The organism is Paenibacillus sp. EB106-05-06-XG162, assembly GCF_058791655.1.
Genome location: NZ_JBYTDT010000008.1, coordinates 217,788 through 241,929, shown reverse-complemented (window position 1 = coordinate 241,929; position 24,142 = coordinate 217,788). Strand labels below are relative to the sequence as shown.

The 24,142-nt window shown below is 44.5% G+C and carries 19 protein-coding genes; 6 read left to right on the top strand and 13 right to left on the bottom strand.

Features of this window, described 5'->3' with window-relative positions; all coding sequences use genetic code 11:
• Nucleotides 1–15: 15 nt before the first annotated feature.
• From AC3WU2_RS18495 to AC3WU2_RS18460, 8 genes are read right to left on the bottom strand one after another with little or no spacing between them, the layout of a single operon-like run.
• Nucleotides 16–759, bottom strand: coding sequence for an ABC transporter ATP-binding protein (locus tag AC3WU2_RS18495; protein WP_492456569.1), 744 nt, complete (start codon nucleotides 757–759; stop codon nucleotides 16–18).
• A gap of 21 nt (nucleotides 760–780) precedes the next feature.
• Nucleotides 781–1,566: an ABC transporter permease gene (locus AC3WU2_RS18490; RefSeq protein ID WP_492456568.1), complete on the bottom strand. Its 786-nt coding sequence runs from the start codon at nucleotides 1,564–1,566 to the stop codon at nucleotides 781–783.
• Nucleotides 1,567–1,595: 29 nt separating this feature from the next.
• On the bottom strand, nucleotides 1,596–2,714 hold the full coding sequence (locus AC3WU2_RS18485; protein ID WP_492456567.1) for a DegT/DnrJ/EryC1/StrS family aminotransferase: 1,119 nt from the start codon (nucleotides 2,712–2,714) through the stop codon (nucleotides 1,596–1,598).
• A 12-nt stretch (nucleotides 2,715–2,726) separates the two neighbouring features.
• Nucleotides 2,727–3,356, bottom strand: coding sequence for an acetyltransferase (locus AC3WU2_RS18480; RefSeq protein ID WP_492456566.1), 630 nt, complete (start codon nucleotides 3,354–3,356; stop codon nucleotides 2,727–2,729).
• A gap of 14 nt (nucleotides 3,357–3,370) precedes the next feature.
• A complete protein-coding gene (locus AC3WU2_RS18475) occupies nucleotides 3,371–4,306 on the bottom strand; it encodes a GDP-mannose 4,6-dehydratase (RefSeq protein WP_492456565.1) in 936 nt (311 codons plus the stop codon).
• Between the two features lie 27 nt (nucleotides 4,307–4,333).
• The gene (gene gmd, locus AC3WU2_RS18470) at nucleotides 4,334–5,308 is read right to left on the bottom strand and encodes a GDP-mannose 4,6-dehydratase (RefSeq protein ID WP_492456564.1); all 975 of its coding nucleotides are present in this window, start codon (nucleotides 5,306–5,308) and stop codon (nucleotides 4,334–4,336) included.
• A gap of 36 nt (nucleotides 5,309–5,344) precedes the next feature.
• The gene (locus AC3WU2_RS18465; RefSeq protein ID WP_492456563.1) at nucleotides 5,345–6,421 is read right to left on the bottom strand and encodes a mannose-1-phosphate guanylyltransferase; all 1,077 of its coding nucleotides are present in this window, start codon (nucleotides 6,419–6,421) and stop codon (nucleotides 5,345–5,347) included.
• Between the two features lies 1 nt (nucleotide 6,422).
• Complete coding sequence (locus AC3WU2_RS18460; protein ID WP_492456562.1) at nucleotides 6,423–7,592, bottom strand: glycosyltransferase; 1,170 nt, start codon at nucleotides 7,590–7,592, stop codon at nucleotides 6,423–6,425.
• Nucleotides 7,593–8,159: 567 nt separating this feature from the next.
• On the opposite strand from AC3WU2_RS18460, the gene AC3WU2_RS18455 reads away from it, so the two are divergent.
• Nucleotides 8,160–10,337, top strand: a complete 2,178-nt coding sequence (locus AC3WU2_RS18455; RefSeq protein ID WP_492456561.1) for an O-antigen ligase family protein — start codon at nucleotides 8,160–8,162, stop codon at nucleotides 10,335–10,337.
• 56 nt (nucleotides 10,338–10,393) lie between these two features.
• On the opposite strand, the gene galU is transcribed toward AC3WU2_RS18455, so the two are convergent.
• From galU to AC3WU2_RS18435, 4 genes are all read right to left on the bottom strand, one after another.
• Nucleotides 10,394–11,263 carry a UTP--glucose-1-phosphate uridylyltransferase GalU gene (galU, locus tag AC3WU2_RS18450; protein ID WP_492456560.1) on the bottom strand — a complete coding sequence of 290 codons (870 nt, stop codon included), beginning with the start codon at nucleotides 11,261–11,263 and terminating at the stop codon, nucleotides 10,394–10,396.
• 139 nt (nucleotides 11,264–11,402) lie between these two features.
• Entirely contained in the window at nucleotides 11,403–14,027 is a 2,625-nt protein-coding gene (locus tag AC3WU2_RS18445; protein ID WP_492456559.1) for a U32 family peptidase, read from the bottom strand.
• 335 nt (nucleotides 14,028–14,362) lie between these two features.
• Nucleotides 14,363–16,255: a copper amine oxidase N-terminal domain-containing protein gene (locus AC3WU2_RS18440; RefSeq protein WP_492456558.1), complete on the bottom strand. Its 1,893-nt coding sequence runs from the start codon at nucleotides 16,253–16,255 to the stop codon at nucleotides 14,363–14,365.
• 20 nt (nucleotides 16,256–16,275) lie between these two features.
• On the bottom strand, nucleotides 16,276–17,421 hold the full coding sequence (locus AC3WU2_RS18435) for a S1C family serine protease (protein WP_492456557.1): 1,146 nt from the start codon (nucleotides 17,419–17,421) through the stop codon (nucleotides 16,276–16,278).
• Nucleotides 17,422–17,899: 478 nt separating this feature from the next.
• Between AC3WU2_RS18435 and AC3WU2_RS18430 the strand changes: the two genes are divergently transcribed.
• The 4 genes from AC3WU2_RS18430 to AC3WU2_RS18415 all read left to right on the top strand — a co-directional run bounded on the left by AC3WU2_RS18430 (nucleotide 17,900) and on the right by AC3WU2_RS18415 (nucleotide 21,858).
• Nucleotides 17,900–18,541, top strand: coding sequence for a helix-turn-helix transcriptional regulator (locus AC3WU2_RS18430; RefSeq protein WP_492456556.1), 642 nt, complete (start codon nucleotides 17,900–17,902; stop codon nucleotides 18,539–18,541).
• Between the two features lie 12 nt (nucleotides 18,542–18,553).
• A complete protein-coding gene (locus AC3WU2_RS18425) occupies nucleotides 18,554–19,651 on the top strand; it encodes an alanine racemase (RefSeq protein ID WP_492456555.1) in 1,098 nt (365 codons plus the stop codon).
• Between the two features lie 60 nt (nucleotides 19,652–19,711).
• On the top strand, nucleotides 19,712–21,316 hold the full coding sequence (locus AC3WU2_RS18420) for an N-acyl-D-amino-acid deacylase family protein (RefSeq protein WP_492456554.1): 1,605 nt from the start codon (nucleotides 19,712–19,714) through the stop codon (nucleotides 21,314–21,316).
• A 77-nt stretch (nucleotides 21,317–21,393) separates the two neighbouring features.
• Nucleotides 21,394–21,858, top strand: a complete 465-nt coding sequence (locus tag AC3WU2_RS18415) for a RidA family protein (RefSeq protein ID WP_492456553.1) — start codon at nucleotides 21,394–21,396, stop codon at nucleotides 21,856–21,858.
• A gap of 64 nt (nucleotides 21,859–21,922) precedes the next feature.
• Here AC3WU2_RS18415 and AC3WU2_RS18410 read toward each other — a convergent pair whose 3' ends face one another.
• Nucleotides 21,923–22,132 carry a hypothetical protein gene (locus AC3WU2_RS18410; protein WP_492456552.1) on the bottom strand — a complete coding sequence of 70 codons (210 nt, stop codon included), beginning with the start codon at nucleotides 22,130–22,132 and terminating at the stop codon, nucleotides 21,923–21,925.
• A 287-nt stretch (nucleotides 22,133–22,419) separates the two neighbouring features.
• Between AC3WU2_RS18410 and AC3WU2_RS18405 the strand changes: the two genes are divergently transcribed.
• On the top strand, nucleotides 22,420–24,033 hold the full coding sequence (locus AC3WU2_RS18405; protein ID WP_492456551.1) for a nitrite/sulfite reductase: 1,614 nt from the start codon (nucleotides 22,420–22,422) through the stop codon (nucleotides 24,031–24,033).
• The last annotated feature ends 109 nt before the right edge of the window (nucleotides 24,034–24,142 follow it).

Here is a 24,142-nt window from a genome sequence, read left to right as displayed (position 1 = left end):
CCTCAACTGATAATGTTAAATTAAACTTTGATAATACTTAATGACTTCCTCCGGTAAACCGTCTTTTATTATTTGGCCTTGCTTAATCAAGATAACCCTGTTACACACTTCTTCTATCGTTGAAAGATCATGTGATACAAGCACAAGAATCTTCGCATTACTCATAAGACCTGTCATTCTTTCTTTTGCTTTTGCTGCAAATGAAGCATCACCAGCACCTATTACTTCGTCAAGCAATAGGATCTCCCCTTCAATTGACGTCGATATTGCAAATGCAAGTCGAATCAACATACCTGATGAATAAGAGCGAATAGGATAATCTATGAATTCACCTAATCCAGCAAAATCAATAATTTCTTGTTCTTTAGAGCGAATTGTACTTGGAGTCTCTCCAAGTAATAGGCCACGATACATGATATTCTCTCGTCCTGTAGATTCAAGATCAAATCCTAAAGCTAGATCGAAGAGCGATCGAATCTCACCCTTCACCTCTAAAACCCCTGACTTAATTGGATAAATCCCTGCAATCGTCTTTAACAAAGTACTTTTACCAGCACCATTATGTCCTATAATACCTAATTTTTCTCCTTCATTTATTTCAAGACTAAAATTTTTCAATGCATGAACATTATCTAATTTTTCTTTTTTCTTTTGTAATTTTAACAACGAGAATACTTCTTGTTTTAAAGTTGTCGCGTTATATATATGCGATGGGTAAAATAAATCAACATTTTTCATGTGAATATAACATTTTTTCATAGTATACCCTCTAATAATATTTTATAAATAGAATATTACTTTATCTTGATTTTTTTGATTAATGATCACTGCCAACAAGAAGAATACGATAATTGTACCAATCGTGAATAGATAATCAGAAACAGTTGGCATAGAACCATATAAGAAAGGTGCCCGAATCAAATTAAGCAGATGTGTAATTGGATTAAGATTAAAAAACGCTTCTAAATAAGGATTAGAAGTAAACATTTCCTTTTTGAAGAAAACTGGAGAGACATACCACACAGCTTGGATAACTAATGCCGTAACTTGTGGATAATCACGATATTTTGCATTCGAATAGCCTGCGATAGTAGTTATCGCCCATGAAAGAAGAAAATACAATAATGTTGTTAAAGGCAATGTAACAATTCCTAACACCACATTTTGTGGACTCTGTAATAACATCCAAATAGCAAGTGACATCATAGCAATTGCAAAAGTTATCGTAAAAACCAATGATGACTTTAATGTATATATACTAATAGGATGATTAAACTGACGAATATATTGTTCTCCTTGCATAATAGAATACCCTCCTCCAATAAAGGAGGAGCTTATGAGTTCCCATACGATTAATCCTGATAAAACATAAGGAGCATAATCAGCAAATGTAATTTTAAATACAGTACCAAATACTGCAGACATTAATAAAGTCAGCAGTAGTGGATTCATAAATGTCCAAAGAATACCTAACTTCGATCGTCTAAATTTATTCTTTAACTCTGCTCGAACAAGATGAGACCAGAAATATCTGGTTTGGTAGATTTTTTTCACATAGTCACTCAAGACCTTACCTCCGTACAATCATCTATTACTTATAAATTGTTCTGACAATGGTAAACCACTCTGCTACAAATATAAGCAATCTCTTCATCTGTTAATAACCCATTCGTTGGAATATTAAATCCACGAACAGAAATCTGATCAGCAACTGGATATGTGCTTTCCTCATAATATGGAGGCATTTGATGCATTGGATAAAATAATGGTCTCACTTCAATACCATCTTCTTCAAGAAATTGCATAATCGTATCACGATGTGCTTTAACCTTATCTGTTAATAGAATAGAAACCATCCAATACGTGTGCTTAGCCCAATGCATTTCTGGCTGTAGGGTAAAAAGTTCGCTATAAGATGAAAACTGTTCAATATATGCTTTTGCTACTCGTCTTCTTTGATCCAAATGCCACTTAATATTTTCTAATTGACCTAATCCTACCGCTGCTTGTAAATTCGTCATTCGATAGTTATATCCAACAACATTGAACCAATATCTTTTGTTCGGATCCATTCCTTGACCTCTAAGCAACCGCATTTGAGCAGCCAATTCATCGTCATTTGTTGTTATCATACCACCTTCACCGGTAGAGATAACTTTATTTCCAAAGAAACTAAATGTACCTACATGCCCGATTGAACCTACCACTTTACCTTTATATTCCGCACCATGTGCTTCAGCTGCATCTTCAATCACAAAAAGATTATACTTTTCGGCGATTTCCATTATCGGTTGCATATCGACAGGATGTCCGTACAAATGAACAACGATAATTCCTTTTGTTTTCGGGGTTATTTTCTTCTCAATTTCTTTAGGATCTATATTCCAAGTATTAGGTTCAGAGTCTACTAAAACGGTTTTTGCTCCACAATACTGAATTGCGTTCGCTGTTGCAATATAAGTAAAGGTAGGAATGATCACCTCATCTTCAGGACCAACTCCATATGCTAATAGAGGTAAATGCAAAGCGACAGTTCCATTTGCACATGTGATTGCATGTTTTACACCACAAAATTCAGCAAATTTTTGTTCGAATTCATTTACATATTTTCCATTCGCTGAAATCCAACCTGTATCAATACAATCAAGAACATACTTTTTCTCATTCCCGTTTAACACAGGGCTTGCAAGTGTAATTCTTTTTGTTGCTTTCATTTTCCTCATCCTTTATTTTAATTTTTTTGCAGGTATCCCTACTACTGTAATATTTGATACAACATCCGAAATCACTGTTGCTCCAGCACCTACAACTGACCATTCTCCAATGTTAACATTCGGCACAACATTGCTTCCCATTCCTATAAATGCGCCTTCCCCAACATGCACACATCCAGCTAAAGAAGCACCAGGAGCGATATGGGAATGAGAACTTATAAAACAATCATGATCCACTCCTGAGCGAGTGTTGAGGATCACATTGTCATTAACTTCAGCATAGGCGTTCACTGTTGCACCAGGCATAATTACAATACCCGTTCCCAAACTTGCAAATGGAGAAATATATGCAAATGGACTTATCGCATTAACAGCTGTAAACCCCATATCTTGTAATTGGTAAAACAATTTTTTCCTGAGGCGATTATTACCGGTAGCTACAGAATAATGTCGTACCCCTTTTTCGTACAATGATGGTAAAACTGAATCATCCCCCAAATATGGAACACCACATAAACTATATTCTAGGTCGGAGTTAGAAGTGAAACCTACTACTTCATACTCACCAGCGCTTCGAAATACATCAATAACCACTTTTGCATGTCCGCCACCGCCTACAATTACGACCTTATCACGATGCATCAAGCTACCACCTCTCAATAATTCATGCGTATTTCGCTTCTCCAATAATCCAACATTTCCCTCATAGTGTCACTTAGGTCAAACTCCTGTTTCCAACCCGTATCTCGTCTTAACTTAGAGTTGTTACCAATACGAACAATTGCATCATTTACTCGAAATTTACTCATATCTAATTCCACTTTAGGCTCTTTTATATTGGAAAATAGAAAAAGAAGATTTAGTAATTCTGATATGGCGATAGCTTGGTTCGCTGAAACATTGTACACTTCACCAGCATTTCCTGTCTCCATCAATAAATAATAAGCATTCACAACATCTCTAACATCTAAAAAATCACGTTCTACATTAATATTTCCTACGCGAATCGTGTGACGACCTTCGTACTCCATAAGTGCAATTTGTTTAGCAAAACTAGAACAAACAAAATTCTCGGATTGCTTTGGACCTGTATGATTAAAAGGTCGCGCACGTACGATATTCATTTGATACGTCTTAGCATATTGTTCACTGATCAAATCGGCACAAGCTTTCGCGCCTGCGTATGGGTTTTTAGGGTGAAGAAGGTTCCACTCATTAAACGGGAGCCCTTCCCCTACTCCGTATACCTCAGCAGAACCTACATACAGTATCTTTGGATCTATATCCAGCTTCCTTATTGCTTCGTACAAACTAAGCGTTCCATTCACAATGGTACTATAGGCATGCATAGGCTCATTGTACGAATACGGTATAAATGCTGACCCCGCCAAATGGTAAATAACATCGGGCCTTATAGACTTTAATGTCATATCAACTTTTGCAGAATCATTAATATCGCAAGCAATGAAGTTCACATCCTTATTCGCCGGTTGTGAACGAGACAGCCCTATAACTTCGTAATTTTCTTCTAGTAGTTTCTCTGTCATATAGTTCCCTACAAATCCACTTACTCCAGTTATTAGAGCTCTCATTCCCAATCACTTCCTACAAATATCACATTAGTAAATCCTACGTTTTATATTCTCCAGATCAGAATCTACCATTAACTGAACTAACTGTTTAAAAGTTGTCTTTTGAGGAACCCAACCAAGTTGATTTATCGCTTTGGATGGATCACCAAGCAACAAATCAACTTCTGCAGCTCTGAAAAATTTAGGGTCAGTAACAACATAATCCTGATAATTAAGTCCCACATGACCGAATGCTATTTCACAGAACTCTCTCACTGAATGTGTCTCACCTGTTGCAATAACATAATCATCAGGTTTCTCTTGTTGAAGCATTAACCACATACACTCAACATAATCTTTTGCAAAACCCCAATCTCTTAATGCATCTAAATTCCCCAGTCTTAGCTCACTCTGAACACCTAACTTAATTCTTGCTACCGCATCAGTTATTTTACGTGTTACGAACTCTATACCTCTGCGGGGAGATTCGTGATTGAATAGGATCCCTGAACAAGCAAACATATTAAAACTTTCACGATGATTCACAGTCATCCAATGTCCGTATACTTTGGCAGCACCATATGGACTTCTAGGATAGAAAGGAGTTGTTTCCTTTTGCGGAGTCTCTACTACTTTCCCAAACATCTCACTACTAGATGCTTGGTAAAACCGAGCATCCGGTTTCACGATTCTTACAGCTTCTAGCATGTTCGTAACACTAATCGCTGTGACTTGCCCTGTCAGGATCGGTTGGTCCCAAGATGTCCCCACAAATGATTGCGCCGCCAAGTTATATACTTCATCTGGATTTGAAATCTTAACTGCATGTATAAGAGAACTTAAGTCTTGTAAATCACCATCAATAAATTCAATTTGATCTTGAATATGTTGTATATTCTCTAGAATAGGCACACTCGTCCTTCTACGCAATCCATAAACCTTATAACCCTTTTCAAGTAATAATTCAGCTAAGTATGAACCATCTTGTCCTGTAATCCCTGTAATAAGCGCACGTTTTTCCATATGATATTTCTCCCTTTTATATAAATAAATAAATATTTATAAGTATTGTTCTAATTTCTGAATTTTGAGCTCTTTTATTAGAGATTTTATCTCTTGTGCTTTATCTTTCTTACAAATTAATGTGACATCTTCTGTTTCAACAATAATAAGATCTTCGACTCCAAGAGTGGCGATCAACTTCCCTGAACTCTCTATGATGCACCTTCTTGTATCGATGCTAAGCGTATTCCCACGAATAGCATTTCCATTTTCGTCGAGATCATTTATACGCTCCATTGCAGTCCAATTCCCCACATCATCCCACCCAAAAAGGCACGGAATTACATAGATATCGTCTACCTTTTCCATAATTCCATAATCAATTGATTGATCCGGCATTTTAGGGAATTCCGATTTTATCACGCTGTTTCTATCACCTTCTTGAAATGCCAACCTCATCGTTTCTAGCACGTCATGCATTTCAGGCATTAATTGCCGTATATATTCCCTAATTACGGCAACTCTCCAAATGAAGATCCCACTATTCCAATAATAGTTACCAGCTTCAACATAAGCAGCTGCTGTATCCAAGCTTGGCTTCTCAACGAATTTATTGACTTTGTAAGCTTCGAGCCCATTTACTAATATCACGTTGTTCGTACTTTGGATATAACCATACCCCGTTTCTGGATATGTTGGAGTAATACCTAATGTGACCAAATGATTACCTCGTTGGCTTACTTCTGCAGCTGCTTGTAAAATCGCAACAAACTCGTTTTCATTCGTAATAATATGATCCGATGGAAGCACGATCATCGTGCTATCCGGAAATTTTTCTTCGATTATTACGGATGAAAGCCCAATACATGAAGCTGTATTTCGTCCGATAGGCTCAATAATGATATTATTTATTGGTAAACTTGGGACTTGGGCTTTAATTAACTCAGCATATAATTCATTGGTTACAATAAATATCTGCTCATAGGGGATGAAAGTTAACAAGCGATCTATTGTTTGTTGTATCATCGATTTATTCCCAGATATGTTTAGAAACTGTTTTGGCAGATTTGTACGGCTTTTTGGCCAGAATCTCTCCCCCTTACCCCCTGCCATTATTACACAAGTAACTGTCATATTAACCTCCCGCATTCCATAGTTGAATGTACTTAAGTCTTTCGCTTATCATTTCCCCAATTGCGTCGGGTGAAAAATGTTTTTTTATATATCTTTCTCCATTTAAAGCTATTAGTTTGTAGTATTCTTCATCTTCCACTAACTTTTTCATGTAATAACTCGCGTGCCCAATATCTGGGTCGGCCCAATACTGATGAGCTTTATATGGACCGTAATCTCTCCCTAGTTCTATTAATTTATAATCAACGATACATGAGTTCTGATAGTTCATAAAATCAACAGTAGATGACCAATTAGTACCTATAGCAGGTTTACCAAGATACATAGCTTCTGCTAACCCCAGCCCGAAGCCCTCACTCCTATGTAACGATATGAAAGCATTTGTAACAGATATCAAACTATTTGTATCATTTCTAGTCAACATTTCTTCAATCAAATAGATATTTTTATAATTTGAAATAAGTTCTGATAGAAACTGGGACTCATTTGTTTTACTACTATAACTGTTGACTTTTATTACTAAGCCTACAGAAAAATCATCCGGCTTAAATGCACGTTTGAAAGCTTCAATGGCAGCGCGTGGATTTTTCCTCTCCTGGAAACTATTAACGTCATACATAGTAAGAAACAAGAAGGGATCATTAGGTAAATTGAAATAATCACGATCACGTAGCTCATTTATTATAACATCTATAGAATGTGGTATTTTCACAACAGGAACTGGGCTCTTTTTTGATATTGAATCGTACACAAAACTAGAAGGAGCCCAAACCTCATCTACTAGTTTAAAACTCTCTCTCCAATCATCTGGGAATTCTGGTAATTCCCAATGCCACACCGCTATATTATACCTTCCTTGAAATAGAGAACCATTAAATTGAGCATAAACTTCTGGCATTTGCTCAGCATTAATATGAAAAATATTGATATCATAAATCGGTCCACTTATTTCTTTATTTACCAAAGACAAATCAGACATCCTAGCACCACTAGTCCCTTTGTAAGAAATTACACCAAACGGTATATTAGCTGCATCTATACCTCTTGCAGCTATTCGACAAGATTCACCAATACCCATTTCAGCCCTCGAATACCCTATTAAATTAACACCTTGTTTTTTTAATAGTTTTATTTGCTTTTTACTATCTTTATATACTCCCTCTAAGAGCAACCTCTTGACCTTTCTACTAAAACTAATTGGCAGAACTCTTAATAATATAGGTCTTAATAAGACTGCAATTTTATATACTAACCTTCGAAAAAATCTAATCTCTTACACCACCCATTTTCCGACACTTTCTTACCCATTGACTGGAATTGTCGACAAGTAAACACTTTTGCTATTATACCATTCATATATACGCAACTCTACCTTATTTGTAATTCAATAATCTCCACAACAAAAAACATATCCATTTCCCTTCCTCACTACAGATATGGTAAAATAATGTCGTCATTTCTGAACGAAGAAGGGGATTGTAGAACAATGTCATATCCATCATATGGAAAAAAGAAGAGCACTACAAGCACGATAACTAATCAAGAACAAAATTCACCTTTATATTGGATTCTTATGGGTATATTTGCATTATTCTTACTCTGGTCTCCACTATGGGCCGCGTTGTTTAATGGACAACAGCTTGCTTTTGAAAAACCTCTCTATGAAGCAATGCGCTGGGTATCAGTTATTATGTTGCTATTGGGCATCTACCTATTTAAAAGTTGGAAGCCAAAAGACATGAAAGATTGGTATGCACTTTTGATTTTTGCATTACCATTGACTTACCTAATCGCATTAATTCCAGCAGCTTCACATTATCAAGCGTTAAATATGGTTTATATTTATTTAATCTACGCTGTAGTTTTTATCGTCGGACTTTATTTTACACGAAATACACGCAGTAATTCGATTATTCGCAACACTTTGCTAGTTTCGACATATTTCACTGTCTTCTTCGGACTATTCCATTGGTTCGGCAATGGTAAAATTATGTCCAATGTAATTGGATGGCTAATTCCACTTAACCCTGCAACAGGAATCTATAACGAAGCGGTGATGGCAGATTCAAACGGCCTCCGGTTAACTTCGTTCTTTCAATATGCGAATACATATGCGGCATTTTTGATCGCAATTCTATTTGCAGGGGCGTTCCTTCTCGTTAAAAGTCGGAAATGGTATGTTTCGGCGATCCATGCATTTATGCTGGTGCCTATTATTCTATCCTTCTTCTTAACATTGTCCCGTGCAGCATACGTAATCCTACCAGTCGTGTTCTTGATTGTCATTCTGTGCCTTAAACCTTATCGACAAATTATGTATACCGTCCACGTAGCACTCGCGTTCATTGCTTCGATGGCCATATTAAATAAGGTAACAACGATTGGTATTACTGTAAACGAGCAGTTTAATGGATCTGAGTCCTTAAAAGGATGGATGTTAACTCTCGGGGTTTCAATCCTTGTCGCGATAATCGCAACATTGCTACAACACTTTGTAACACCATGGCTGCAACAAAAACTTAGCAGCTTTGGGCAACATAAAGCATCATCGCTTATTATGCCGGCAGCCGCAGTCATTTTAGGCGGCGTGATGGTATTCATTTTCATTGGCACAAGTGCGAAAAACCTACTCCCTGAGAACGTGAAAATCCGTCTCGAGAATATTAACTTCCAACAGCACAGTGTGCTTGAACGCGGAACTTTTTATAAAGACGCAATGAAACTTGTAGCTGACTATCCTGTATTCGGTGCTGGCGGTGGCGCTTGGTATTCCATGTATGAGAAGTATCAGCATAACCCTTATATAAGCCGTCAGGCACATAGCTTCTTCTTCCAAAATATCGTTGAGGTCGGAATTGTTGGTTCCATCGTACTTATTGGTTTATTGATTCTTTTCCTCTACACGTATATTAGAAATTATTTTAAGAGCGATGAAGCAAGCCGTGATTCTCATTTCTACTATTTCATTATTGCGATCGCGCTTCTCATTCATAGTATTCTAGACTTTGATATCAGTTACGTGTACGTGGGTGTACTATTATTCTTATGCCTTGGAGCTATGCTATCAAATATACAGCCTAAAGAATCCGAGAAGCTGAAGAAGGTTCCGGCCATGAAATGGGCATATCCTTCACTGATCTCAGTGCTTGCCATTGTCATGTTTATCTTTGCTCAAATGTCGCTAAGTGCAAATGCAAGCTTTATGAAATCGCTTGGCATGGTTCAGCAGCAGACAAGTAAAGACTACAATGAAATTGTCACGCCGATTAATAAAGCATTAGGACTACGTGAGAATCCTGACTATGCGCAACTAAAAGTTCAATTACTTCAATCCGTGTATAGCCAGAACCAGAACCAACAGTTCTACGATGAAGCACAGAACCTATTAGTTAAAACATTAGCGAAAGAACCTTATAATTTCCAATTAATAAGCTTGCAAATGAAGCAATACGAGCTGCTTGGTGACAAGAAAAACTTACTTAAGCTTGTTGAGGAGCAGTTATCGAACTTCCCTTGGAACATGTCCCTCTATGAGAAATCGATCCAATTGAACACGGAGTTGGAAAGCTACGATGCGGCATTAGCAGCTTATCAAAAAATTCTCGATCAAAAACAAGTCCTTGCTTCATTGCCAAAAGAGCAACTCCAAGGTCGAGCATTTGATATAACACCGAACATCAACTTGAATATTGCCCACATTTATTTCAAGCAAGCTGACTATGCGAAAGCCGCAGCTTTTATTAAGCCTCTGTTAACAGCTGATTATAACGATGCGGTTAACAAAGATATGGCTCGCTGGTATCTCGTTTCCTTGCAAAAACAAGGCACGACAGATCAAAGTGTATACGATGCGCTTATAGCAACAGATGCTAGTGAAAAAGAAGTACTTGCTGCAATTGCAGCAAGCGCAAAATAGAAAATATTAAACGCCTTGAGCAAGGTATAACAGCCTTGCCAAGGCGTTTGTTATTATTATTCCGTATCCAAAATCCCTCTCATAAAACCAATCAATTCTTCCCTCAGTTCTTCCTTCTGCAGCGCATACTCAATCGTCGTCTTAATGAACCCCAATTTCTCCCCTACATCGTGCCGCTTACCAAGAAAATGATACGCCAACACTTGCTCTTGTTGATTCAATCTAGCAATGGCATCCGTCAGTTGAATCTCTCCCCCTGCACCTACATCTTGCTGATCAAGGATGTCGAAGATCGCAGGTGTAAGAATATAGCGCCCCATAATGGCCAAATCCGAAGGAGCTTGCTCTGCAGGTGGCTTCTCAACAAATCCTCTCGCTTGGTACAAACGTTCATCTATTGCTAATCCATCTACAATACCATAACGCGATACTTCTGCATGTGGAACGGGTTGAACACCCACAACCGAAGCATGGTGCTGATTAAAGACTTCGATCATTTGCTTCAGACAAGGTTCATCCGACTGCACGATGTCGTCTCCTAGAAGAACAGCAAAAGGTTCATTCCCAATGAACTTGCGGGCACACCATACTGCGTGTCCAAGGCCTTTGGGTTCTTTCTGCCGGATATAATGGATATCCGCCATCTTGGATGACTTCTGTACTTCTCCTAGAAGCTGTATCTTGCCTTTTTCTAATAATGTATGTTCAAGTTCAAAGGAGTTATCGAAATGGTCTTCAATCGCACGCTTGCCCTTACCCGTTACAATGATAATATCTTCAATGCCAGAGGCTACCGCTTCTTCAACGATGTACTGAATGGTTGGCGTATCTACGATCGGAAGCATTTCCTTAGGCATCGCTTTTGTTGCCGGTAAGAATCGCGTTCCTAACCCTGCGGCTGGGATAATTGCTTTACGAATTTTCATGCATGGACCTCCTTTAGTTGAAGCCTATCTACTTATTCTCCATATTATACAGGATTTCATAGATATCGAAACTTCAAAACATAAAGATGATAAAAAGAGCCTCCACGCATAATGCGTCGAGACTCCTAATTGTTATATCCTACTTCACCAGCTGCCCCCGCGTTACACCCAACTGGTTCGTCGCCTTCAGCGTCTTCCAGACCTTCGTGCCGCTGATCTTTCCTTGCAGCGCGCGCTTGTATAGATCGATGACCTCGTGGACTTGGTCAGCTGTCTCTTCCAGGAATTCAACCCGGTAGTGAGATACGCCAAGCTCCAAGAAGTTCTGAATGTACTCGGCACCGGACTGCTCAATGGCGTTGTAGACTGTGTTACGGCAGCCTTCATCTACACGTACCGGATGAGACATCCCGATACGGTCTTGCAAGGAAGCACGATGCTCTTCACAAGGACGACCACAGTTCGTGTAGTCTGTGCCTTCACTCATGAAGGTACAGTACACGCAGTGCTCTGTATGGAACATCGGGAGATGCTGATGGATAACGACTTCCATCTTCGATGTATCTGCACGACCTAGGAGGTCGACCATTTGTTGAATGTTCAAATCATATGATGGTGTGACAAGGTCACAACCTGCTTCGACGAATAAATCCGCTGCTTTATGGTTCGCGATATTCAGCGAGAAATCACCGATTAGACGCGGGAACTTCTCCATCTTCGCGAACGTATCCGTAAGGCTGCCCGTCGAAATGTTCGACGGCCCGGTCGCGGAACCTGCATGCAGGGTATCGCCGCTTGCCACAGCGTTCACGTTCATGCCGCTGCGCATTGCTTCGAACTCCGCACGAGCGCGCATGTAGAAGTACAACGCGCCCGTATTGCGCACCAGGATCGCATCCGGCTGCAGCTTCAAAATGTTGCGATGGTAGCCGTTCTCGTTCGGCATATGAATGCGCGGTGTTACAAGCGCAATCTGTTTGCCGGCTGCACGAGTCACTTCAACCGCTGCAGGGAACTGCTTGATGAACTCGAAGTCAGCATAGATCATGCCGACTTCACTCGCAGCCGCTGCCTGCACTTGTTCTAGCGTGCGGCACAATACCGTAAGCTTCGACTGCAGCGAACCAGCTTCGCGCCCCTTCGCATCCCCGTACACCTCAACCGCCCGTTTCACGTACACGGGCGGCTTCGGTCGCTCTCCTGCGAGCTGCTCCACCGCAGAGCGGCGCAGCGCGTTCAGCTCGCGCATCGGCAAGATGACCGCGCCCTCGAGGTGCGCGTCCATCACCTCCAGCTGGAACAACGTGCCGCCGAGACGGCCTAGTTGTTCCTCCAGCAATGCCGCGTCCATCGGACGCTTGAGCGCCTCTTCGAGCATGAGCTCCGAATCGACCTGCACGGTCACGCCCTTCTGGACGTCCGTCCACCACGTGCGAAGCGGCTCGCCTACGCGACCCTCGACACGCACGTGTACCGGGAATACCCGATACGGCTTCTCCGTCTCGAACGTCTGACGCAGACGCTTGTCCAGCGCCGGATCGCTCGTCTTCCAAATCCGGTCACCTACATTAACCTTCTGCAGGTTGACGTCATTCCGACCTGGCACAATATCGATGATCCAGCCTTCCGCCGCTTCTCCTTCCAGCTTCACGCCTTGGCGACGCACGTCATAGACGCGTCCGCCCTCTTCTTTCTTCGTCGGATCTCCCGCGTCGAACACGATACCGTCTCCACGCTTGAGTGGCGCTTCGATCTTACAGACAACACCGTCGCGAAGAATCTTCTCGACACGACCAAGATACACGCCGCGTGATTTCGGGAACGTCCCCTCCACTAACTTCTTGTTGTTCGTACCTTCCAAGAATCCATGCGTAAAGCCGCGTGAGAAGCTCTGCTGCAATTCCCGAATCTCTTCCTTCGACGGACCTGAACGATCGCCCTCAAAATACTGGTCAATCGCCTTCCGATACTTGCTCACCACGTTCGCAACATACTCCGGGCTCTTCAGGCGCCCTTCGATTTTGAACGACGTTACGCCCGCTTCAATCAGCTCTGGCACGATATCGATCGCAGCAAGATCTTTCGGCGAGAGCAAATACGCCACATCACCCATCGGCTTCTGCTCACCATCCACCATCAGATCATACGGCAAGCGGCATGCCTGCGCGCACTCCCCGCGGTTCGCGGAACGTCCGCCCCACATCTCGGATGTGAGACATTGTCCGGAATACGACACGCAGAGCGCACCATGCACGAATACTTCCATTGGAAGCTTTGCTTGATCGCCGATCATTTTGATTTGCTTCAGGTTATTTTCGCGGCCCAATACGACCCGCTCCATATCCCAAGGTTTCGTGAACTCAACCGCCTCTGGCGACGTAATCGTCATCTGCGTCGAACCGTGAATCGGGAAGTCCGGCGAGATCTCACGAATCATTTTAACGAGTCCGAGATCCTGCACGATCACCGCATCAACCCCAGCATCAATACACGCATCAATTAACACCTTCGCCTCAGGCAGCTCTTCCTCAAATACAAGGATATTGAACGTCAAAAACCCCTTAACCCCATAACTATGCAGAAACGCCATAATCTCTGGCAATTCATCCATCTGAAAATTGTTCGCCCGCGCACGCGCATTAAATTTCTCCACGCCGAAGAAAATCGCGTCCGCACCATTTGCCACCGCCGCACGCATGCAATCCCAATCCCCTGCAGGTGCTAACAGTTCAATATCCGCCCGTGTGAGCGTTGTCTGACTCATTACATTTACCCCTCTATTCCTATCATCCGCGGATGACTAATCTTTGAAAAAAAGCTCTACTCTCTAGTTTACCAAAGTTTCGTCCTAATAATCTATATGAATTCCAAGGAATTATCCAATTGGATAAATTACCTCACACCCCGTCCTCTACCCTACCACTAACGAACCCGGAAACTCTTATTTGCCTCATTATGGTCATTTCGAAATTGTAACGAATCCAACAAACGCTATTCCCTCCACGTTCCGTACCAAAATAAAACCGCAACCCCCTCCGGGAGCTGCGGCCTTCCTAGGCGAGCACATTCATTCACCACAATGTACCTGCCCTACCTTCTTCAATTCAACCATTTCAACGACTGGAACACGCTCTGAATCGCCTTCTCATTCACATCCGTACGATTCGCCTTCATGATCGTCGATAACAACGAGTACACTTTGCCATTCTTCACGATAACATATTGCTCGTGATGCGCATCTTTGCCGTCCAGCACGATCTTATAAGCCGGTTGACCTGCGAGCGTTGTGGATTCCGTGCTCGTTACTGTGTAATTCTTATACAGAATACGCTGCTGCTCATAGACGTACTTATACGCCTCAACCTCTTCGCTAAGCGTACGATCCGACGGATTCACCGACACTTCGAACGAACCACCCGGGAGCTGATACTGCATTTTTCCCGGATCTGCTCCATACTCGCTTTCGATACGCATCCAGTAATTCGGAATCGTTAATGAATAGCCGTTTTTCTTAGACGATTTCACCGACGTGAGACTACGATCTACATACGCCCGTGTATCCTCCAGGAAGCCGAAGTTGCTGCTGAGCTCCTTCGCATTGAGCTTAATCCCTTTCACCAACGCCCCGAACAAGCTGTCAGCCGATGTGTTTTTCGAATCGTAATCATATTGAATCAAATACTTGTAAGAACCTGAAATTAGGAAAATTTCCGACTGTACATATGTATCTTCCCCAGTTGTATACTGATATTTCTTAAGGACACCCTCTTGTCCGTCTACCTTAATCGGCTCGGTCGTGAGCAGCTTCCATGCATCAGGGACGAACACATCCTTGAAGTATTGATCCATCTGCCCTGCCCATGCATCCACTTTGAGACCCGAAGCTGCCGACGAAATATCGAACGTTAACTGCGCAGAACCGTCTTCATTCCCGAAAATCAAATCCTCCGGGTACAAACTCCACGAAGCCGGAACCGTTACCGTTACGCCATAGTCACTGTTAACTGCTTTCCGCATGCCACCCACAACAGTAGACAAATCTTTCAATTTCGCATTTCCTTTGTCATAAGCTGGTCGGAACGAATTAAGCAGATCATTGTGTTTTGCAAGATCTTTATAGTTTTTCGCTAATCCGTCGCTGTAGTACAGCTCATAATAAGTATCGTTCGCAAAATACCCCCGGATCGCGCTAAACACGCCATCCTCACCTTTGGAGATCACTTGCGCATATGGTGTTGCTCCACTTTTGACCGTTTTTTTATCGACAACCAAACCATTCTCCGATAGCGCCGCGTTCGTTAATTGCTTCAATAGATCCTCATCCGTCATCGGATCATCGACCTTCGTGACAGATACAGCAAGCAGGTACGTTCCTTTCTCATCGGTAAAAGAAACATAATCATCCGCTTCGCTCTGGAATTGCTTCACAAGCCCTGTCGGATAGCGCATCGACCACATGTAGTAGCTGTCGCCAATCATCGTCTTGCCCGCATCGCTATCAATGCCGCCGACGGCTCCAGACCCTGCGCTCGCATCCAGATTAGCTGTAATAACGATCGTACGATCCGCTTCCACCTTCACATTTGCCCCCAGCGCATCCGTCACGACACGCATCGGCACCATGACCACGCCACCGACCAGCTTCGGCGCTGCTCCCGTCTGGACCGTTCGTCCATCTACTGTCGCATTCGTACTACCAATCACGAATTGGATCGTATGCTCCCCGGAAGTGATCGTAATTTTCTTATTATTTTCGAACGAAAATTCCACCTGGAACGCCTTCGTAATAAGCGAGAGCGGCACCATCGTCGCACCATTCTCCGTATAAGGCTTGGCAATACTGATTCGCTGGCCGTTTAATGTTGCGTTCGTACTGCCCAGCTTGAACTTCAGTTCCACACTATTTCCTTCACTTGCCATAGCAACGCCCGGAATCACCATCGTGAATACCAGGGCAAGACATATCAACCAACCGCTTAACTTTTTCCCCATTACTGCTTCCCCTCTCACTTCTAGCTCTGTTCCGTTAATTGAAGCTTACGTTCGACCAAATCGCCGCCAGATTGCATCATTAGCTTCACGGACTGGCCTGGCATGTACCCCTTGAACAATTCATTAATATCGAGCATTGTCGTCACTTGCTTGCCGTTGATTGAATAGAGCACATCGCCAGCTTTGATCCCCGCTTTCACCGCTGCATCAGAATCGACCCGTGTCACCGTTAATGGTTCATTCGTCGGCAGACCAACAATCGCGGACCAGCTCTCCTCCATGTCAAAACCAAGGGTCGGACGCTTGACCTTACCGTATTGCATCAACTGATTCACGATATATTGCACCGTATTCGTTGGAATCGAGAACCCCATATTCTCCACACCGACTGCGGAATACTTCAATGAGTTAATGCCAACGACCTCACCCTTCATGTTCACGAGCGGGCCGCCGCTGTTCCCTGGATTAATCGCTGCATCCGTCTGAATCAGCTTGTAGATCGAATCCACACTGCGATTCAAGCCGCTAATGACACCGACCGTCGCCGAATTCCGGAAAGAGAACGAAATCGGCGTCCCGAGTGCCACGACCGACTCTCCTACCTCTACACTTGCATTCGAGGGCGAGAATACCGCTGGCGTTAAGTTCTTCGCATTAATCTGAATGATGGCAATGTCGCTGATCTCATCGACGAACTGCTTTGCAATCGTGTAGGACTTGCCGTCCGACGTCACGACCACCGCATGCTTCAAGCCGCTAACCACATGCGCATTCGTTACGATCCATCCATCCTTCTTTAGCACCACGCCTGTCCCATGCGCAAGATTATAACGATCCGATGTATCAACCTCGCCTTCGGACACTTTCCCAATAATCGCGACGACTGATGGAGATAATTTCTTAACAATAGAAGGGACTGAATTTCCCGCTTTATATTGATAGGTTTGACTCTTCGCATCATAGACGCCTTGTCCACCTAATTGACTTACGAGAGAGCTCGCCTTCACATAGACTTGTCCATTCACCACTTTCGCTTCTAGCGCTGCATCGCCAGATTGGCCTGCCGCTAGCGCACCTGCTGCATTCCCGAACACCATGAGGGCAATCGCACTCCCACATACCATTCGACGTACCCGCGCGCGATTTCCGCTCTTCATTCCTAACATCACTTGGCCTCCTTCTCTACTTTAATACTATAGATACATGATGAATCTCGTATCCTCGCATTCTTGTGATTATACTCTTTTTTCTCAACCCAAACATAAACAACTTCGTCGCCCTTGAATAGACGGGAAGCGTTTAAGCGAGAAATATAAGAACAGTTTATTTGTTAAACTGAAAATTCTTATATTTTGAAAAGACTTAAACTGAACCCTCCGTTATCATACGAAATCGAAGAGCAGATGGATGCATCATTTTGGAAAAAAGACGTATCTCAGTTGTAGCACATCCTTCCATTTATTTCAATTTAAGACCTCTACCATCCTACGCATACTCTCTCTCTAATATGACCTATTAAAATATCCTTAACACTCCAACAAAACTTTCTTTCAGACTAACAAACTTTTTGTTTGATTCAGGTCATTCCTGTGCTATCATGGGAACCATAACCACTCTATATGAGAACGGAAGTGATTTCACATCATGGAACAAGTGCAAGCTGAATTTGAATTTCTCACCTCTCTCGTCCGCGGGATTGCCGCCCAATTCGGAGACAACTGCGAGGTGGTGCTGCATGATCTCACAAGGTCATACGACAGCACAATCGTCGCGATTGAAAATGGTCATGTCACGGGACGCAAAGTCGGCGATCCGGGTACGAACCTAGGGCTCGAGCTGCTGCGCGGACAGTCCGACAGCGGCAATAAGATCAACTACGTCACGCAGACGAAGGATGGGCGAATCCTACGTTCTACTTCGCTCTATATGCGGAACAGCGAGGGCACTGTCATCGGCTCGCTCTGCATCAACTATGATATTACCGATCTCATGATGGCGGAGAAAACGCTGCAATCCTTAACAGCGAGCGGGCTCCAGCCAGAGGTAAGGGAAAGCTTCGTCTCCAATGTCTCCGATCTACTCGATCAATTGATTCAAGAGGCACAGGAGCACGTCGGCAGACCTGTCGCGGCGATGACCAAGGAAGACAAGATGCGTCTCATCCAACTGCTCGACCAGAAAGGCGCCTTTCTCATTAAGAAAGCGGGCGAGAAAATCTGCAGTTATTTGAATATCTCGAAATATACGCTATATAGCTATTTAGAAGAATCGAAAACAAGCGAATAGAGGAGAATCGCTATGTCCACACATTTGGAAACACCTTGTATTGTGATCGATGCGGCCAAAGTACGTCAGAATATCGACCGAATGGCACAGACCATCCAGTCTCACGGCGTGAAGCTTCGTCCACATGCCAAGACGCATAAAATGCCGTCTGTCGCCCATGCTCAGCTCACAGCAGGAGCAAGCGGCATTACCGTCGCCAAAGTATCGGAAGCCGAAGTGATGGCTGCGAACGGCATTACGGACATCTTCATTGCCTACCCCCTCGTCACGCCGTCCAAAATTGCCCGTGCCATCCTGCTTGGCCGCTCGATCCGACTGATTGTCGCTGTCGATAGCCTCGTAGGGGCGCGTCGTCTTAATGAACAAGCAGCGGCAACTGGCACTACGCTCGAAGTGAGGCTTGAGATTGATACCGGACTTCGCCGCACAGGGGTGAACGCGGATCACGCTGTCTCCTTGGCGCAGCAAATCGCGGCCTTCGACCATCTTCGACTCACGGGGATTTTCACGTTCCGTGGTGCACTTATGGACGGTGCAGCCACGCTGGACTTAGAACGTGCCGGTCGCGATGAAGGCGAATGGATGGTGCGGATTGCGACAGCGATGCGTGATGCGGGTCTCTCCATCGAGGATGTAAGCGTCGGATCTACACCGACAGCAGGATACGCAGCCACGGTTCCTGGCATTACGGAAGTTCGCCCTGGTACATATGTGTATCAAGATCGGATGCAAGCAGCATTTGGTGTATGCGCTATCAACGATTGTGCCGGCAGCATTCTCGTTACGGTCGTTAGCCGTCCAAGTCCAGAACTCGTGGTCATCGATGGCGGCAGCAAAACGTTCGCGACGGATGTACAGCCGGGTACGGCCCCCTTGCATCTTGTGGGCTTTGGCCATGTGATCGGTGCACCAGAGGCTGTTCTCGAACGACTCAGCGAGGAACATGGCATGCTCCGGGTTCCCGCAGATTGTCCTTGGCAGATCGGCGATCAGCTTCAGATCATCCCGAACCATATTTGCAGCACGGTGAATTTGCATAATCAAGTCATTTGGCAGGACCAAGGCGAATGGACAGCCATGCCTGTTCAAGGCCGAGGCATGCTGGAGTAGCAGAACTGTTTATCCTAATCACATTTAAACTCTTCTATTTTTAAAAAGGAGTGCAGCGCGATGCTCGATCTCATTTTAAAAAACGGCAAAATTGTTGATGGTACAGGAAACCCATGGCTCGCTGGAGATGTAGGGATTAAGCAAGGACAGATCGTTCATGTGGGGCAGCTTAGGCAGGAAGCCCACCGTACGATCGATGTGCACGGTCAAGTCATCGCACCGGGATTTATTGATGGTCATTGCCATTCAGATCTGATGATCCTCGATCATCCGTATAGCGAGATTAAGCTGCAGCAAGGGGTAACGACCGAAGTCGTCGGCAACTGTGGTCTGGCGCCAGCTCCCTTTTTCCCTGAGACAGCAAGTCTGCTCCAGACCTATGTTGAACCCATCCTCGGGAAGACCAAGTGGAACTGGCCTTGGAAGACGGTTGAACAGTATATGGAGGCCCTCGCGAAATCGAATCCATCGGAAAATATCGCGACGTACGTCGCGCATGGCGCACTGCGGATTGCGGTCATGGGATTCGCGAACCGTCCAGCGACGCGTGAGGAGCTGGATCGAATGAAGCAGCTATTAGAGGAAGGACTTCGTGCGGGAGCCATCGGTTTCTCGATCGGATTGCTCTATGCGCCGGGCAGCTATACCTCCCGCGAGGAAATCGCCGAGCTGTGCAGCGTCCTACCGAAATATAACGGACTGTTCTCTACCCATATCCGCGGCGAAGGCAACAACCTGCTTCCTTCCATCGAAGAAGTCATCTGGATTGCGGAGAAGACGGGCGTATCGCTGCATATTAGTCATTTGAAAGCCGCAGGCCGGGCCAATTGGGGCAAAATTCTCGAAGCCCTCGAGCTGATTGAAGACGCACGTGGTCGAGGTATGGATGTCACCGTGGATGTCTATCCGTATAACGCAGGATCGACGATGTTAACGACGGTGCTCCCGCCTTGGGTTCTCGAAGGGGGCATTGAACGGACGCTCGAAGCGTTCCGCGATCCTGCCATCCGGCGTCGTGTTCACGAAGAATTGGGTAGCGAGCAGCAAGATTGGGATAACCTCGTCTATTCGACAGGTTGGCATAGCGTCTACCTCTCTGCGGTACAGACGGAAGCGAATCGTCCACTCGAGGGCAAACACATCGAGGAGATTAGCGAGCTCCGCGGGCAGCATCCTGTCGACTGCGTGATGGATTTACTGCTCGAGGAAGGCGGACAGATCTCGATCGTCTACTTCCATATGTCGGATTCCGACGTGAAGGAAGTTATTCGTTACGACAAGTCACTGATCGCTTCCGACAGCCTGACCTGTGAGACGGGCAAGCCGCATCCGAGGCTATACGGTTCCTTCCCACGCATTTTCGCCAAGTATGTTCGTGAAGAGAAGACGTTAACGCTGGAGCAGGCTGTCCGCAAAATGACATCCTTCCCAGTCCAACGCTTCAAGCTCGGCAAACGCGGCTTAATTGTACCAGGGTATATCGCAGACCTCGTCGTCTTCGATCCGGAGACCATTACGGATACGGCGACCTACCAAGATCCGCGACAGTATCCGACAGGCATCTCGGAGGTCATTGTACGTGGTGAGCCAACGCTCTCGCAAGGACGCCATACAAGAGCTCGTGAAGGGGCATTTATTCTGGCTCAGCACTGCTGTAATCATTGATTCGTTGTTACACCCTTTTATATCATTCCACAAATCTACGTAGCCATATCAGGCTTCAAATTCAGGAGGATCTTATCATGTCCAAAATTGAACAACGTCTGCAAGAACTCGGCATTACATTACCTGAAGTCGGCGAACCGAAATTCGCTTACCTGCCTTGCAACCAAACAGGCAACCTCGTCTATACGTCTGGCCATGACTGCCGTATTAACGGTGTATTGATGTATGAAGGTAAGCTGGGCAGTGAATTAACGATCGAACAAGGCCAAGAAGCGGCGCGTCAAGTGATCATTAACTGCCTTGCTGCCCTTCGTGCGCATTTAGGAGACCTCGACCGCATTGTTAAGGTTGTCAAAATGCTCGCATTCGTCAACAGTGCGCCGGGCTTTGCCGATCAACCTTATGTCATTAACGGTGCTTCAAACCTGCTTATCGATGTGTTCGGCGAGAGCGGACGCCATGCGCGTTCTGCGATAGGGACGAGCGATCTGCCTTTCCATACCCCGGTGGAGATCGAGCTCATCGTCGAAGTACGCGATTAATCAAATCTAATGATGAACGCAAAAGACCCTCTGACAGCTGTCAGAGGGTCCCTTCATGATTACGTTAAGCTAACCAACTTGTTTTTACCATCGCAACGTCTGCAACCAAGAACACGATAAGGCTTACAGTCGTGAATGCGATAGCAAATTTATTCTTCTCACGTTCGCTCAATAGACGTACAAGAGCCACTACGAGGATAAGCGTTGCGACAACCATGATGACATCGAACCACTCGAATTTCTTCGCAGCTTCTGCAGCTTCAGCTAACAACATGCCGGGACCCCCTTGAAAATTCTCACAATTTACCTATCTTCATCTATGTTAGCGCCCAGTGCCAACATATGCAAGCAAAAAACATGAACTTTAACAAACTTGTCACCTATTATATCCCATTTTGCAATGAAACTAGTCACATTTATCATAATAAATTTTCGATCTATTTATAATATTTCCTTATACATCGAATTGATAATAATGAATTTACGCCAAACTGGAAATATGTTACGATAAATCCATATTTCATACCGTTTTAATCGGAATTAAACTCAGGGGGCTTCAGAATGGCATATGAACCGTTGTGGACAGCGGATCCGTCAAAGTTAAATAAGTTCGAATTTGTCAAACTCGAGAAGGATGGCCTTGATGTCATTCGTACGATCATCGAGAAATACGCGTTAGAAGGCTATGATTCCATTACACCCGAAGATATGGACCGCTTCAAATGGGCGGGTGTCTACCAACAGAAACCGAAAAATGGATTTTTCATGATGCGTATTCGGATTAACGGCGGGATCCTCACGACAGCTCAAGCCCGCGCAATTGCCGAGATCGGCCAATTGTACGGACGCGGCTTGATCGATGTGACCACACGTCAAGCGATTCAATACCATTGGCTGACCGTTGAGTCGTTGCCGGATATTTTCAGACGCCTGGAAGAAGTCGGACTCTACTCCTACGAAGCTTGCGGCGATTGCCCGCGGACGATTGTGGGTAACCCGCTTGCAGGGATTGACCGCGATGAACTGATAGATACGGTCGATCTGGTCGAACAGATCAACGATTACTTCTTAATGAATCGTGATTTCTCGAACCTGCCTCGTAAATATAAAATGTCGATTTCAGGCAATATTTATAATAATGCACACGGGGAAATCAATGATTTGGCATATGTACCGGCTACGAAAGTCATTGACGGTGAGGAAGTCATCGGATTCCACGTCTTGGTCGGCGGTGGATTATCTGCCAAGCCTCATTTGGCACAAAAGTTAGATATCTTCGTCCGCCCAGAGGAAGCTTTGAACGTAGCGATAGGTGTCACGACGATCTTCCGAGATTACGGATATCGCGAGAAACGCCACCATGCACGTCTCAAATTCCTTGTCGCAGACTGGGGCCCAGAGAAGTTCAAAGAGAAGCTCATCGAACTAGTCGGTGAATTGCCGTCTTGCGGCGAAGATAAACTTGTTGGCTGGCAAGCCGCTTACTACGACGGTGTTCACCCACAGAAGCAAGCAGGCCTGAACTACATTGGTCTGAACGTTCCTGTCGGGCGCTTGAACTCCGATGAATTGATCCAGCTCGCAGACGTGGCAGATCAATTCGGTGAAGGCAAGCTACGCACGACGATGTCACAGAACATCCTTATTAGCGGTGTGCCAGACGACAAAGTCGAGGAAGCACTGAAAGCGCAAGTGTTGCAGCGCTTGACGCCATTCCCTGAACACTTCATGAGCCGTACGGTTTCCTGCACAGGCAACGAATTCTGCAACCTTGCTGTCGTCGAGACGAAGGAACGTGCACGTACAGTAGCGCAGTATCTAGATGAGAACGTCGAACTCGATGAGAAAATTCGCATCCATTTCATCGGATGTCCGAATGCTTGCGGTCAGAAGCACATCGCGGATATCGGCCTCCAAGGTGCTCTTGTAAAGACACCGGATGGTATGATTGATGCTTTTGATATCGCGGTTGGCGGCACGCTTGACCCGCATGCACCGAAGTTCAACCAAGTGCTTAAGGGCCGCGTTAAAGGGGATGATGTCGGTGCTGTCTTATCACAGCTCATCTTGTTCTACAAGGAAAACCGTAAGGCTGAGGAGACCTTCCATCAATATGTGAACCGTGTTGGGATTCCTGCCTTCCAAGAGAAGCTTACTGAAATTTTAGCATCTTAATCATAGAAATCGTGGATCTCGTCCAGCATTGGGTGAGGTCCATTTTTTTTGCTCAAACGCTACATTCCATCGTTCACACCAAAAATAGCCGTGTCCTATTGAGGACACG